Source organism: Aeromonas sp. DSM 116730 (assembly GCF_046581335.1).
In the GTDB taxonomy this organism is placed as follows: domain Bacteria; phylum Pseudomonadota; class Gammaproteobacteria; order Enterobacterales; family Aeromonadaceae; genus Aeromonas; species Aeromonas rivipollensis.
Window position 1 is genome coordinate 3,196,663 of the sequence record NZ_CP144265.1, and the last position, 13,719, is coordinate 3,210,381.

Sequence of the window (13,719 nt, forward strand, 5' to 3'; positions counted from 1 at the left end):
AGGGCTGACTCAGGAAAACGAATGGCAATCCATGCGCCAAGCGTCGCAATACCCCCTCTTCCCGCCGACGTTGCCAGCATCAAGCACCAGGCTCCAGCAATCGCAGCAGGTACCCGAGGCCAAGCTCGCCCCTGTCCTTGAGCAGGACGCCACCACCATGGGCCTGCACCCCGGGGGCCTCAGGCCCCAGCCAGGCGAGTGGATAGCATCTGACCGTCAGCCCTGCGGGGAGGCGCCGCTCACCGCCCGTCCCGGCCCCTTCCATGAAGAGCGCCACCTCCTGCCCCCCGACTTCGTCCTCATGAAGGATGGCCACCGCCACCCGCTTGTCCTCGAGCCAGGGGGCCAGCGCCTCCTTGAGGTCGTCCGGCAGGCACGGCGGGCGATCCAGCCGCCAATGATCCAGTTCAGCGGATTGGCGCGCCGACCCGGGCCGCCGCCCGCAATGGTGCATGCCGAGCTTGGCCATCACCCGGCCTGAGGCCAGGTTGCCCGGCATGTGGCGAGCGGTCAGGGCGGGCAGGCGCAACTGCTCGAAGGCAAAGGCCCTGACCAGCCGCGCCGCCCGGGTGGCCAGCCCGCGGTTTTGCCAAGGGACCCCCACCCACCAGGCCAGCTCGCCGTGCCAGTGCAGGGAGATGACCCCGAGCAGGGAGGCCGGCTCATCACCCATGGGCAATGTCAGGGCCCAGGTCCGCCCCAGCCCGAGGGCGGCCTTGCGCCCGCTCATGGCGAGCCAGTCGCGGGCACTCTCTGGCGGATAGGGGTGGGGGATGTTGAGGGTGTAGCGGGCGAGCGCCTCATCCGAGCAATAGCGCAGGACGGCCGGCTCGTCGGCGGCTTGCAGCGACCGCAGCACCAGGGCCGGAGAGGCAGCGCCCCCGGGTTCACGCAGCAGGGGCGTGGTCAGGCGCCGGGCCAGCAGGCGTTGCAGCGCGGCGGCCAGATCCCCATCGGTGCCGAGGAGCATATCCGCCCCATTGGGCCCCAGGGTGAGCAGGCCGCTCTCCTTGGCCAGGGTCAGGAGGACGCTGGAGGCAGAAACCAGGATCTGGCGACTCGGGTCCGCCGTCATGAGGGGTGACTCACCCTCCCCCAACCAGGCGGCGAGCAAGCCGCTGGCCGAGAGGATGCCGTCGGGCGGGCAGCGGGCCCAGGGCGCAGGGGTCACTGCCCCTTGCTCGCAGCGCCTGCCGTGCAGCAACTGCCAGCGGTTGCCCTGCCCCTGCCACACCTGCAACGCCCCCTGCCAGCGAGGCCGCCAGAGCGCCTCTTCTATCAACAGTTCCATCCTTCCCCCTGCGACCGCCGAACGGCGCAGCATAACCGGCTGCTAATGGTTTGTTAACCCATATCTTTAGCATGGTTAAACGGCATACCCCATGAAAAAATGCCATATGCCAGGCTTGATGAACGTCACATTAATGGGGTCCCGCCCTTCCTATCATGCCCCCATCGTGCACCGGCCAGCGCCGGTCATGAATGACAACGCATAACAAGAGAACACACTATGCAGCAATCCAACCCCTTCAAAACGGTGTTAGTCAGTACCCTGGCCACCGCCCTGCTGATCTTCGTGGCCCAATACCTGATCGGGAAACAGGAGATCAGGATAGGCATCGCCATCATCCCCATTCTGCCCATGCTGTTCGCCGTCATCATCGGCATGATCGTCTCCGCCAAACCCGTCAAGGATCGTATCCCCGGCTGGAAGCGCCTCTTCAGCGACAAGGAAGAGGGCTTCTGCGGCAAGATGGTGGGCTTCAGCCTGCTGATCCTCGGCACCCAGTATGCCGGCATGATCATTCCCAATCTCAAGCTGATCCTGAGCGTCGGGGTGCCCCTCTTCCTGCAGGAGATCGGCAACCTGCTGCCCATCCTCATCGCCATCCCGCTGGCGGTGAAGTTCGGCTTCGGTCGCCGCGCCATCGGGGCCTGCTCCTCCATCAGCCGTGAACCCTCGGTCGCGGTGATCCAGGGCAAATTCGGCACCGGCTCCCAGGAGTACATAGGCGTGCTCGCCATCTACCTGTGCGGCTCCGTCATCGGTACCCTCTGGTTCAGCGTGCTCGGCAGCATAGCCCCGCTCACCGGTCTGCACCCGCTGGCCCTGGCCGCCGGCTCTGGCGTCGGCTCCGGCTCCATGCTGAGTGCCGCCTCCGGCGCCCTCATCAACGGCCTCGACGAGGCGATGGCCCAGCAGGTGCTGAGTATCGCCGCCGCCTCGAATCTGCTCTCCTCCGCCCTCGGCGCCCTCTCCCTCACCTACCTGGGGCTGCCGCTCGCCGAGAAAATCTTCGCCATGTCGTCCAAAGGAGAACAAGCATGAAGAGCATCGTGATGGATATGCGGTTCGTCTTCCTGGCGATCCTGCTGGCCATGTTTACCCAGACCCTGACCACCGGCCTGCCGCTATGGCAGATGGGGGACAGCTTCGTCGCCATGGCGCTGGTGGTGTTCGCCTCCCTGGTGGCCAAGCGCTACCTGCCCTCCTCCCTGCCGGCCTTTGCCTATGCCACCATCATCGGCATCCTTATCTGCCTGCCACAGACCCCGGTGCGCGGCCTCTTCATCGACGCGGTGGCGAAGATCTCCTTCCTCTCCTGCTGCGTGCCGCTGCTGGCCTTCGCCGGCCTCTCCGTCGGCGGTCAGCTCGAGGAGCTCAAGAAGATGTCCTGGAAGGTGATCCTCATCTTCATGATCGTCTCCACCTGTTGCTTCTTCGGCGCCTCGCTGGTTGCCCAACTCGGCTTCTCCATTCAAGGGATCATCTGATGCACCACTACCACATCGAACCGGATCTGCTCGCCCTGCGTGACTTCAGCCGCGAGGTGCGCCACCACCTGCACCGCATCCCGGAATACTCGGGGGCCGAGTTCAAGACCTCGGCCTACTGCCGCGCCCTGATGGAAGAGTTCGGCTACAAGATCACCGACTACCCCGGCTTCACCGGTTTTCATGGCGACCTGAACGTCGACCCCAGCCTGCCCACCATCGCATTTCGGGCCGACATGGACGGCCTGGAGATGCACGACATGAGCGAGGTGGCGTTCAAGTCCACCCACGAGGGGATGGCCCACAACTGCGGCCACGACTCCCATATGGCGATCGCCCTGACCACGGCCCGGTTCCTGGCAGGGCACAGGGAACGGCTGCAATACAATGTGCGCATCATCTTCCAGATGGCGGAAGAGGACATGCGGGTACCGGGCGCCGGCAAGCTGGTGGAGCTCGGCTGCATGGAGGGGGTGGACGAGGTCTATGCGCTGCACAACGACGGCGCCATGGAGACGGGGACCATCAAGTTCAACCGCGGCGTCATGTCCTCCTGGGGCTCAGCCTGGACCCTGGAGGTGCACGGCATCTCCGCCCACGGCTCGACCCCCCACAAGGGGCTGGACGCCATCCGCGAGGCGGTGCGCATCATAGAGGACATGGACTACATAGTCGCCAAGCGCACCAGCCCATTCAGCCCGGCTGTGTTTGGCTGCGGCATGATCAACGGCGGCACCATCCCCAATGCGGTGGCCGATCACGTGCAGGCCCGTGGCACCATACGTGCCATGGACGCCGAGACCGACCAGATCCTGAAAAACAGCTTCAAGGACATGGTCGCCCAGAGCGAGCTGCGCGGCTTCAAGACCACCATGGTCCATGCTGGCTACCCGGCGGTGGAGAACCATGGCGAGGCCTGCGAGCGCCTGCTGCAAGCCGCCGCCGACGTGCTGCCGGCCGAGGGCATCAACCCCCGGGGCCAGCCCATGACAGGCAGCGAAGACTTCAGCTATATGATCAACGCCACCCCGGGTCGCAAGGGGGCCATGTTCTTCCTCGGCAGCGGCTGCCAGGCCAAGGGGATCTGCAACTACCTGCACGCCAATCCCTATTATCTGGACGATGACTGCCTGCTGATCGGTGCCCAGATCTTTGTCAATCTGGCAACCAGACGCGATTAATCCCGCATACCGATAAACAAAAGAGAGGCCAATGGCCTCTCTTTTTTTGCCTCTGCCATTCAGGGCCGCACCACAGATCCGGCGCTACAACCAGGGCAGGGTCGCCGCACTGGCGGGGGTCGACTGGTTGAGCAGCGACAGTTGCACCGTCTCCCGACTCACGTGGGGGGCGTAGAGGTGGATGAAGTCATACATGTAATCCCGCAGGTGAGCGTGCCTGCGCAGGCAGACATGGGCCACGCTCGAGGCGATCAGGTGATCAGGTGATCGATGTTGAGGCAGACCAGGCTCTCCCTGTCCCCCTCGTCGAACGCCGAGGTGGCGATCACCCCCACCCCCATGCCGAGGCGCACATAGTGCTTGATGATGTCGCTGTCGGTGGCGGTCAGCACTATGCGGGGGCTGAGGCCATGGCGACCGAACGCCTTGTCCATCTTGGAGCGACCGGTGAAGCCGAACACATAGGTGATGAGGGGATAACGGGCCAGATCCGCCATGGAGAGCGGCTGGCAGTCCAGCAGCGGATGGCCGTGGGGCACCACAACGCCGCGCCCCCAGCGATAGCAGGGAATGGTCGCCAGCTCGTCGAACAGATGCATGGACTCGGTGGCGATGGCCATCTCCACATCCCCGTTTTGCACCATCTGCGCCAGCTGGGCCGGCGCCCCCTGATGCAGCTGGATGCTGACCTCGGGGTAGCGGCGGGAGAAGGCGGTGATCACCGATGGCAGCCTGTAGCGGGCCATGGTGTGAGTGGTGGCGATGCGCAGCACCCCGCTGGTGGCCAGCTGATCCCCAAGGGAAAGCTGGCCAATCTGCTCCACCTGGGCCACCACCCCCTTGGCCAGCTCCATCACCTGCTCCCCCATGGGGGTCAGGCCCACCAGGTTCTTGCCCTTGCGGGTGAACAGCGCCAGCCCCAGCTCGTCTTCCAGCATCTTCATCTGCTTGCTGAGGGTCGGCTGGGAGGTGTAGAGCTTCTCCGCCGTCGCCGAGATGTTGAAGTTGTTCTTCACTATCTCGGTGAAATTCTTGAGCCTGGCGATGTTCATCAGGGGGCCAGTCGCTCTATGTGCCAGCCATCCCCCTCGCGGCTGTAGTAGAAGCGATCGTGCAGGCGATGCTCGCCCCCCTGCCAAAACTCCACCGTCTCGATGACCACCCGGAAACCGCCCCAGAAGCTCGGCAGCGGCACCTCGCCATTGGCAAACTTCTGCTTGAGCTCGAGGAACTTGGCCTCCAGTACGCCGCGGGCCGAGATGCGGGTCGACTGCTTAGAGACCCAGGCGGCTATCTGGCTATCCTTGGGGCGGCTGTGGAAGTACTTCATCACCTCGAAGGTGCTCATCTTCTCCACCCGGCCTGTCACGTGCACCTGGCGGTCCAGGGTGTGCCAGGGGAAGAGCAGGCTGATGCGGGGGTTGCCCTCCAGCTGGTGCGCCTTGCGGCTGCCCATGTTGGTGTAGAACACCATGCCCAGGGCATCGTAGTGCTTGAGCAGCACTGTGCGCTGCCAGGGCTGGCCGTCGGCATCCACTGTGCCCACCACCATGGCGGTGGGGTCGGTCAGCCTGGCCTCGCACGCCTGGGCCAGCCACTTCTCGAACAGGGCGAGAGGCTCGGCCGGCAGATCGGCCCGGTGCAGTCCGCCCCTGGTGTATTCACGACGCAGATCAGCCACATCCATCATCTTGATTTTCCTTCTCTCTTTCTTTGCCGCCCCTGCGGCTGTGGATGGGGGCATTGTGCGACGAGCACGGCATGGGTACAAGCCTGGGGGCGGCCAAATGCTGGCACCAAAAACAGAAAGGGAGGCCTGTGCCTCCCTTTTTCTGCCGGCAGCTTGCCACCTGCCTATGGTTTGCCGTCAATAGGCGGGCAATGGGCCAGCATGCGCTGGTTATATTCCGCCGCATAGGCGCTCAGCCTGGCGTGGGCCTCCTTCTGATCCGGCTTGATGACATCGCCGAGCCCCTCCAGATAGCGCACGCCACAGCGAGCCTTGGCCGCCGCCTGCTGATCCGCCGCTATGCCGGGCGCCACCTCGCCACGGCTGGCCCGTACTATCAGCCGGTAATCCTGCTGGGCCAGGCTGTCACTGACTGCCTGATCCAGGGTGTCGGCATCGGCCTGACAGCCGCCGAGCAGGGCGAGCAGCAGCACGCCGGCCAGCCTCATGCCCGCCTCCGTTGCCAGCCCAGCAGTGCCAGGGCCAGGGTCCAGAAGCCGAGGGCGCCACCGCCACCGCCGCCGCCCTCATCCCCACGCTGGGTCACCGACAGCTTGAGCGGGCTGATGGCGAAGAAGATGTTGTCACTGCAGGCCACCTTCAGCCTGGCGGTGCCGTCGTTACCGGCGGGTATGGTGACGCTGGCCGAGCCCGAGTTGGGCTGGCCGCTGGCGAGCAGGGTCCAGCTCACCCCCTCGTCCCGGGTCAGGGAGAGATCCACCTTGCTGCAATTGATGGGGGCCGCGTTGGTGCCGGCCACATCCCAGCCTATGGTCTGGTTGGCGCCGGCTCCCAGCGGGGTCACCAGCGGGCTGGTCAGGCGGAAGGCGCTGCCGGTGTTGACCACCTGGATCTTCATGTCGTCACTGGCGACACCGCCCTTGCCATCCCGCGCCGTGAGGCGGAAGTTGAGAGCCCGGTTGGTGGCAGGCCAGGCCTCCCCCTTCGCCAGGGTATTGGAGAGCAGGGAGGGCAGGCTTGGCAGGGTGCGCTCCGGCAACCCGGTCGGCGCCACGAAGCGAAACAGCGGGCGACTGCCGTCGTCCACCATGCTGGCGACGCTGAAGGACTCGGTGCCGAGATCGATCTGCTCCCAGGTGTAACTCAGGGGATCCTGATCCAGATCCGCCCCGGCGCCCTTGAGCACGAAGGGGGTGTTGGCCGGGATCACATAGTCGTTGCCGGCGGCGACCTGGGGCGCGTTGTTGGTCAGGCTCTGGGAGCTGCCACAGCTCGCGACCCTGGCCATGTGGGCCCGCATCTGTTCGATGGACTTGCTGTGGAAGTAGGGCAGGCTGTTGACCTGCAGGTTCTCCTCCCCGCAGATCCCTGCATAGGCCATGATGGAGCTGCCGCTGCCGGGCTCCCAGGCCTGGCTGGCCTCCCGGTTGCCACCGCCACAGCTGCCGGTGGTGCCGTTGAAGGTGTGATCGGCGCCGAACTGGTGGCCAATCTCGTGGGCCACGTAGTCGATGAAGAAGGCATCCCCCACCGGATTGGGGGAGCCCGTCATGCCCGCCGACTTCTCAGCGGTGCAGAGCACTCCCAGCCCCGCCAGACCGCCGCCCCCTGTGTTGACCACGTGACCTATGTCGAAGGGGCCGAGCTTGGTGCCAGCCTGGGTCTGTGCATTCTGCTGCACTGTGACGTTGGCATCTATGTCACCGTCATCGTTGTTGAAAGGATCGGTGGCGGTGTCGGTGAAGATGATGGTGTCGTTGCCGCTGGCGAGCTGGAACTCGGCGGCGACGTCACGCTGGTACACCTCGTTGACCCGGTTGAGCAGGGTGGCGATGGCGCCGAGACCCGCCTCGACGGTGCCACCGTGATACTGGGTGTACTCCCCCGCCGCCGAGATGGCGATGACGTAGCGCTTGCGCTCGTTGCCATCCACCAGTACCTGACGGGCCAGTGCCTTGGCCTGGGAACCGATGACCTTGTCCGCCTCTTCCTCCAGCCGGCTGTGGGCATCCTGCTGGTAATAGATGGCGTAGCCTTCACCGTTTCGGAGCGGATCCACGAACACCATGCGGCCCTGGTGGCTGAACATGGCGTGGAAACCCTGGGGACCGAGATCGAAGCGCCCCGTCTCCACCGGGTTGGACTCGTCATATCCCTTGAATGCCAGAATGCCGGGATACCTGGCGGCGAGATCCGATGGCAGCAGATCATAGGGCTGCAGGTTGAAGGTCACCTCCTTGCCATCCGGCAGCGGCAGGGTCAGTCGAGGATCCCCTCCCTGCAAACCGGCGAAGTAATCGGCCGGCACAGTGGCAATGCGATATTGGCTGGCCCGCACCTCATAGCCATCGGCAGCGGTGGCCCGCGCCGCCACCGTATTCCACTCACTGGCGGCCAGGCCGGTGGCGTTCATCAGACCGGCCACCAGCAACGCCAGCGGAGAGTATTTCATCAACTGCATCTTTATTATCCCTTTTTCCATGCGTTCGCCTGAACTGCCTCAGCATCATTTTCCTGCCCGGGTGAGAAGTCCAGTCCCATCCTCTGTACATTCCCCGAATGGGGACGGTTGCACCAATGCAGTCTAGCCCCTATCATGGCGCGGATTTGTCCGTTTCAGAACCCTCCTGTGTCACGGGCCGGTTCATCCTTTTTTGGCCAAGGTTAATCTCATGCTCAAATCCCCACTGTTGCCCCGTTTCGGGGATCTGGTCGTTGCCATTGTTGACGATGTACTCGGTCAGGGCCTCACCCTGGACCGCGCTTATGCCCGTCACTTCTCCGGCATCGAACTCAAACCGCAAGAACAGGCAAGGATTGCCCTGGTCACCGGCGACCTGCTGCGTCGTCTCAGCCTCTATTGCTTCCTGACCGGCATCCAGGTCCGTCAGGCCGAAAAGAATGTCTGGCCGCTGCTGCACAGCTGGCACGCCTTCCACAAGATTGCCCAGCCCAACAACCCGACCCTGGATCGCTTCAATGAAGAGGCATTCCGTCGCCGTCTGACCGAGGCGAAGAAGAACCCGGTGCTGATGGATGGTTGCCCTGCCTGGCTGGAGAAGCTGGGCAACGAGCAGCTCGGTGAGGCCTGGCCTGCCGAGCGTGCCGCCCTGGCCTGGATGCCCAAGCGCTACCTGAGGGTCAACACCCTCAAGTGCACCCGGGAAGAGCTGCAGGCCATTCTGGCCAAAGAGCATGTCACCACCATTCCCGTTGATGGTGTTGAGACTGCCCTGCAGGTCACCTCGGACGCCGCCCTGTTCCGCACCAAGGCCTTTGCCGATGGCTGCTTCGAGCAGCAGGATGCCGGCTCCCAACTGGTCGCCGCCGCCCTGGAAGTGACCCCGGGCATGCGCGTCATCGACGCCTGCGCCGGTGCCGGTGGCAAGACACTGCACATCGCCGCCATGATGGAAGGCAAGGGCCGCCTGCTGGCGATGGACGTGGAAGAGTGGAAGCTGGAGAACCTCAAGCAGCGCGCCCGCCGCGCCGGTGCCCACAACGTGGAGACCCGGGTCATCACCAGCAGCAAGACTGTCAAGCGCCTCAAGGAGAGCGCCGATCGCGTGCTGCTGGACGTGCCCTGCTCCGGTCTTGGCGTGCTCAAGCGCAATCCGGATGCCAAGTGGCGTGACACCGCCGAGCGCCTGCCGGTGCTGGTCGCCCTGCAAGAAGAGATACTGCAGCGCTACAGCCAGATGGTGAAGGTGGGCGGCCTGCTGGTCTATGCAACCTGCTCCATCCTGCCTCAGGAGAACCGCCAGCAGGTGGACAAGTTCCTCGCGGCCAACGAGAACTATCGCCTGCGGGATGACCACACCGTCAGCCCCTCCGAGACCGGCTTCGACGGTTTCTATATGGCGCGGATCGAGCGCATCGGCTGAGAACCCGCTCACGATCTGACTGCGAGGCCGTGATCAAGGCTCATGTGCTGCTCGCTTATGTGAAACCAAGGGGCTCATGTGTATTTACACACTCCGGTTCCTGCGCGGCTCTTCACCTTGCTGACAGCCTCTCGTAACACATCGTGAACAGGTTCTGGGCTGTCAGCACACGCATAGAAAAGGGGAGCCAATGGCTCCCCTTTTTGCATGATGCGGATGCGACCTTATTCGGCGGCGGCATCATCCTGCTTGTGCTTGGCGGCAGCTTCCTTGATCAGGGTCTGCAGCTCGCCAGCCTGGAACATCTCGATCATGATGTCGCAACCACCGACCAGCTCACCTTCCACCCAGAGTTGCGGGAAGGTCGGCCAGTTGGCAAATTTCGGCAGCTCGGCACGGATGTCCGGGTTTTGCAGGATGTCGACGTAAGCAAAGGGCTCGCCACAGGACATCAGGGCCTGGGAGGCCTGGGCAGAGAAACCGCAGCTGGGTAGCTTGGGGGATCCCTTCATGTACAGGATGATGGGATTCTCAGCCAGCTGCTGTTTGATCTTTTCAATAGTTTCCATAAATGCCTCACTAGAGCGATTTCGGCGGCCATTCTACTGCAAACCGGGCAGACCACAAACTGGCAAACCGTCCCGAATGCAAGAAGTGATGAATCAATACGCCGCAGCTTGATCCGGATCATGGCGAGAATCAAGAGTTGTTCGCCCATCTTTGATGCTGCTACAATCGACGGGCTTTGGGCCGTCTGGCCCCATCATTTCAAGAACAATTCTTTTCAACATAGAAAAGAGTACGCAATGTCTTGCAACCGTCGCCTTCGCACGGCCCAGCCAATGGAGAGTAGAAAATGGCTTTCGAACTTCCCGCTCTGCCCTATGCAATCAATGCTCTGGAACCGCACATCTCCCAGGAAACCCTGGAATATCACCACGGCAAGCACCACAACACCTACGTGGTCAACCTGAACAACCTGGTGCCGGGTACCGAGTTTGAAGGCAAGTCTCTGGAAGAGATCATCAAGACCTCCACTGGCGGTGTCTTCAACAACGCCGCCCAGATCTGGAACCACACCTTCTACTGGCACTGCCTCTCCCCGAACGGCGGTGGCGAGCCCACCGGCGCCCTGGCCGATGCCATCAACAAGGCGTTCGGCTCCTTCGCCGAGTTCAAGGATGCGTTCACCAAGTCCGCTATCGGCAACTTCGGCTCCAGCTGGACCTGGCTGGTGAAGAAAGCCGACGGCTCCCTGGCCATCGTCAACACCTCCAACGCCGGCTGCCCGCTGACCGAAGCCGGGACCACCCCGCTGCTGACCGTCGACCTGTGGGAGCACGCCTACTACATCGATTTCCGCAACCTGCGTCCGAAGTACATGGAAACCTTCTGGACCCTGGTCAACTGGGAATTCGTGGCCAAGAACCTGGCTGCCTGATAGCCCCTTTCTTGCCAAAACGCCCCGCACTGCGGGGCGTTTTTTTATGGAGAACAAGCAACGAAAAAGGCGCCATGGGCGCCTTTTCGATAACCATGGGTCGTTACTGGTCTATCTCGTCCAGATACTCGTCCAGGTTGCTGTCATCCTCCTGCTGGCCCTGTTGCTTGAGCTCAGGCTGGCGACCCGTCACCTTGCCGTCGTTGTACTGCAGGTAGAAGTCCTTGGTCAGGGCATAAGGATCGAGCGCATTGTCGATGATCCGCTCCTGATCGATCAGCTTGGAGCGCGTGCCCAGACCATCCAGCGCCCAGTGCACGAACTTCATCGGGAAGGTCAGCAGGGCATAGGGGAAGTAGATGGTATCAATGGTATCCCCCACCAGTTCGCGGGTGGTGGTCGGGCCGTAGACGGGCACCATGATGTAGGCGCCATCCCCGATGTCCGCCCTGCCTAGCACAGTATCCATCTCCAGCATGTTGCGCTCGAGGCCGGCATGCTTGGCCACGTCGAAGATCCCCAGCAGACCTATGGTGGTGTTGAGGGTGAAGCGGCCCAGGTTGGTCCCCGCCCCCTTCAGATCACCGACCAGCAGATGGTTGACCATGCTGCTCGGCTCGTCGAAGTTCTCCACCAGGTTGTCGATGCCGTCCTTCATCCCCTGCGGCACATAGCGGGCATAGCCATGGACCACGGGGCGAGCCACATAGGGTTCCAGCACGTCGTAGTTGATGGCCCACATGGCCCGGTTCGCCCCCTGGAAGGGGTCACGGGGATCGCTGGCCGTGCTGGACGCCCCGGGGCGGCTGGGGGTTTCGTTGAGATCCAGGCTCTCTGGGCCCGGCTTGGGAGGGCCACCCGCACAGCCCCCCAACAGCAGTGCCACTGCCAATGCTCCTGAACGCAGATACATATGAAAGTCCTAAGCTTTTTTGGGAATCTTTATGGATTATAGGTAGGCCCGCCCCATCCCGGGGTCGGGCCAAGAGGGTATTAGAGTGCGTGATCGATGCGGATGTCAATCGGCGCTGTAGGGATGCTGGTGGTCGGCACTGTGACCGAGACCCCCTCGAAGGCGCCTTCCTTGTTCATGACGTTGCCGCCCCGGGAGAGGCGAGCCTTGAACTGCAGCTCGGGATAGGCCGCCAGCTTGCTCCCCTCCATCATGGCATCCCCATCCCCCAGTGACAGGGTGAGGGGCAACTGCGGACCCGGGATGCGCTTGACCGCGATGGGCATGGGCGGACCATTGGGGATCACCGCAAAGACGAACAGGTGGGCATCCTCCGGCAGCTGGATGCCAGGTGCCAGGGTGATGTGCAGGGGATACTCTCCCTCCTTCACCGCCACTATCTGGGCACTGCCCTGCCCGGCCTGAGCGGCGGGTGCGGCTGTCACGGCGATGCCGCGCTGACGCAGTTGCTGCTCGGCATACTCGATGGAGCGCTCCACCATGGCGTGGCGGGTCGATCCCTTCTCCAGCAGCGGCAACATGGCTCGCCAGCGCACCAGCGCTGTCTGGAAGTCCTCTTTCTGCAGCGCCATGAAGGCATGGACCGAGCGCGCCTCTATGTTGGCCGGATCCTGGGCGATGGCCGCCTGCAGCAGCTGATCCGCCCGGGCCTCCTCCCCCGTCATCATCAGGGCCTGGGCATAGGGTACCGCCACCATGGCCTTCTGCGGCGCCAGGGAGTAGGCCCGCTCCAGCGCCTCGCGGGCCATCTCGGGGTCATTGCCATCCAGGGTCAGACGCCCCAGCAGCAGCCAGCCACGGTAGTCGTTCGGTTCTTCTTTCAGCCGGGTGCGCAGCCCCAGGGTGAAGTCCAGCAGATCCTGTTCGGTGACCTCGCTATCCCGCTCCACCAGGATGCGGTTGCTCAGCTCCCCCAGCCGGCTGCTGGCATCCTGCCAGCGGCTCACCTCCTGCCAGGCCCCCAGCTGGTAGTAGAGCCCCAGGCTCACCACCACCAGCACCAGCACACCCGGGATCCAGATCAGGCTCTTGCCGCTGCGGGCGCTCTGCTCCACGTCGGGGATGTCGTCCAGCAGGCTGCGTTGCAGCTCCACCAGGGACTCGGACTCCTCGGCCAGTATTCCCTGCTCACGCTCCTCGCCTATCTCCAGCAGACGCTGGCGATAGAGCTGCTTGTTGAGGGCCGAACGGCTTATGCTCTGGCGACCCTCGCCGCGCCACAGCGGCAGGATCAGCGCCAGGCTCGCCAGCACCAGCAGGGCCGCGATCACTATCCAAAATGCGGTCATTGTTTCTCTTCCTCTTTGAGCAGCTCGGCCAGACGGCGCCGCTCTTCTTCGCTCAGGGCGTTATTCATTCGTTTTGTCGCCGCCGGGGCACGGCGGCTGCGCACCACCACAGTGGCGGCACCGATGACGATGACCAGCAGGGGGCCAAGCCAGAGGATCAGGGTGGAGGCCATCAGGGGCGGATCATAGAGGATGAAGTTGCCGTAACGGGCCACCATGTAATCCACTACCTCCTCCTTGTTTTTACCGTCCCGCACCATCTGGTAGGTCTTGTCCCTCAGATCCTTGGCGAGCCCCGCATTGGAGTCGGCGATGTCCTGGTTCTGACACTTGGGGCAGCGCAGCTCCTTGGTCAGCTCGCGGAAGGTCTGCTCCTGGGCATCGCTGTCGAAGGTGTAGACGTCGATGGCGGCACTGGCCTGGCTGGCACCCAGCAGGCCCCCCAGCAGCAACAGGGATGCAATAAGCGTTTTCATCGGAGCGGCC

The 13,719-nt window shown here is 63.4% G+C and carries 15 protein-coding genes; 5 read left to right on the forward strand and 10 right to left on the reverse strand.

Translation table 11 applies throughout. The features are described 5' to 3' along the window. Positions 1-79: 79 nt before the first annotated feature. Positions 80-1,291 carry a GNAT family N-acetyltransferase gene (locus tag Aeroheme_RS14515; RefSeq protein ID WP_411166100.1) on the reverse strand — a complete coding sequence of 404 codons (1,212 nt, stop codon included), beginning with the start codon at positions 1,289-1,291 and terminating at the stop codon, positions 80-82. Between the two features lie 219 nt (positions 1,292-1,510). Here Aeroheme_RS14515 and Aeroheme_RS14520 point away from each other — a divergent pair, with 219 nt between their 5' ends. From Aeroheme_RS14520 to Aeroheme_RS14530, 3 genes are read left to right on the forward strand one after another with little or no spacing between them, the layout of a single operon-like run. Continuing rightward, complete coding sequence (locus tag Aeroheme_RS14520) at positions 1,511-2,329, forward strand: DUF3100 domain-containing protein (RefSeq protein WP_411166101.1); 819 nt, start codon at positions 1,511-1,513, stop codon at positions 2,327-2,329. Next, positions 2,326-2,775 carry a hypothetical protein gene (locus Aeroheme_RS14525; protein WP_033130418.1) on the forward strand — a complete coding sequence of 150 codons (450 nt, stop codon included), beginning with the start codon at positions 2,326-2,328 and terminating at the stop codon, positions 2,773-2,775. The genes Aeroheme_RS14520 and Aeroheme_RS14525 overlap by 4 nt, the downstream gene beginning before the upstream one ends. Further along, on the forward strand, positions 2,775-3,956 hold the full coding sequence (locus Aeroheme_RS14530) for a M20 metallopeptidase family protein (protein ID WP_411166102.1): 1,182 nt from the start codon (positions 2,775-2,777) through the stop codon (positions 3,954-3,956). Before Aeroheme_RS14525 ends, Aeroheme_RS14530 begins: the two co-directional genes overlap by 1 nt. A gap of 84 nt (positions 3,957-4,040) precedes the next feature. On the opposite strand, the gene Aeroheme_RS14535 is transcribed toward Aeroheme_RS14530, so the two are convergent. The 5 genes from Aeroheme_RS14535 to Aeroheme_RS14555 form a co-directional block, all read right to left on the reverse strand. Further along, entirely contained in the window at positions 4,041-4,196 is a 156-nt protein-coding gene (locus tag Aeroheme_RS14535) for a hypothetical protein (RefSeq protein WP_411166103.1), read from the reverse strand. An 11-nt stretch (positions 4,197-4,207) separates the two neighbouring features. After that, positions 4,208-5,008: a LysR substrate-binding domain-containing protein gene (locus Aeroheme_RS14540; protein ID WP_411166104.1), complete on the reverse strand. Its 801-nt coding sequence runs from the start codon at positions 5,006-5,008 to the stop codon at positions 4,208-4,210. After that, positions 5,008-5,646 (reverse strand): pyridoxamine 5'-phosphate oxidase, encoded by a 639-nt coding sequence (gene pdxH, locus Aeroheme_RS14545; RefSeq protein WP_106887454.1) that lies wholly within the window; start codon positions 5,644-5,646, stop codon positions 5,008-5,010. Before pdxH ends, Aeroheme_RS14540 begins: the two co-directional genes overlap by 1 nt. Before the next feature lie 164 nt (positions 5,647-5,810). Beyond that, on the reverse strand, positions 5,811-6,134 hold the full coding sequence (locus Aeroheme_RS14550) for a hypothetical protein (RefSeq protein WP_393938316.1): 324 nt from the start codon (positions 6,132-6,134) through the stop codon (positions 5,811-5,813). Beyond that, positions 6,131-8,107, reverse strand: coding sequence for a reprolysin-like metallopeptidase (locus Aeroheme_RS14555; RefSeq protein WP_411166105.1), 1,977 nt, complete (start codon positions 8,105-8,107; stop codon positions 6,131-6,133). Before Aeroheme_RS14555 ends, Aeroheme_RS14550 begins: the two co-directional genes overlap by 4 nt. Positions 8,108-8,318: 211 nt before the next feature. Here Aeroheme_RS14555 and Aeroheme_RS14560 point away from each other — a divergent pair, with 211 nt between their 5' ends. Next, a complete protein-coding gene (locus tag Aeroheme_RS14560; RefSeq protein WP_111912495.1) occupies positions 8,319-9,530 on the forward strand; it encodes an RsmB/NOP family class I SAM-dependent RNA methyltransferase in 1,212 nt (403 codons plus the stop codon). Positions 9,531-9,754: 224 nt separating this feature from the next. Here the strand turns inward: Aeroheme_RS14560 and Aeroheme_RS14565 are convergent, their stop codons facing one another. Then, positions 9,755-10,099, reverse strand: coding sequence for a Grx4 family monothiol glutaredoxin (locus Aeroheme_RS14565; RefSeq protein WP_025326276.1), 345 nt, complete (start codon positions 10,097-10,099; stop codon positions 9,755-9,757). Positions 10,100-10,386: 287 nt separating this feature from the next. Between Aeroheme_RS14565 and sodB the strand changes: the two genes are divergently transcribed. Beyond that, positions 10,387-10,971, forward strand: coding sequence for a superoxide dismutase [Fe] (gene sodB, locus Aeroheme_RS14570; protein ID WP_100860353.1), 585 nt, complete (start codon positions 10,387-10,389; stop codon positions 10,969-10,971). Between the two features lie 103 nt (positions 10,972-11,074). Here sodB and Aeroheme_RS14575 read toward each other — a convergent pair whose 3' ends face one another. From Aeroheme_RS14575 to Aeroheme_RS14585, 3 genes are all read right to left on the reverse strand, one after another. Continuing rightward, the gene (locus Aeroheme_RS14575) at positions 11,075-11,884 is read right to left on the reverse strand and encodes a VacJ family lipoprotein (protein WP_139744878.1); all 810 of its coding nucleotides are present in this window, start codon (positions 11,882-11,884) and stop codon (positions 11,075-11,077) included. 80 nt (positions 11,885-11,964) lie between these two features. Continuing rightward, positions 11,965-13,233 carry a c-type cytochrome biogenesis protein CcmI gene (gene ccmI, locus Aeroheme_RS14580; RefSeq protein ID WP_368170666.1) on the reverse strand — a complete coding sequence of 423 codons (1,269 nt, stop codon included), beginning with the start codon at positions 13,231-13,233 and terminating at the stop codon, positions 11,965-11,967. Further along, positions 13,230-13,709 (reverse strand): cytochrome c-type biogenesis protein, encoded by a 480-nt coding sequence (locus Aeroheme_RS14585; protein ID WP_411166106.1) that lies wholly within the window; start codon positions 13,707-13,709, stop codon positions 13,230-13,232. Before Aeroheme_RS14585 ends, ccmI begins: the two co-directional genes overlap by 4 nt. Positions 13,710-13,719 lie beyond the last annotated feature (10 nt).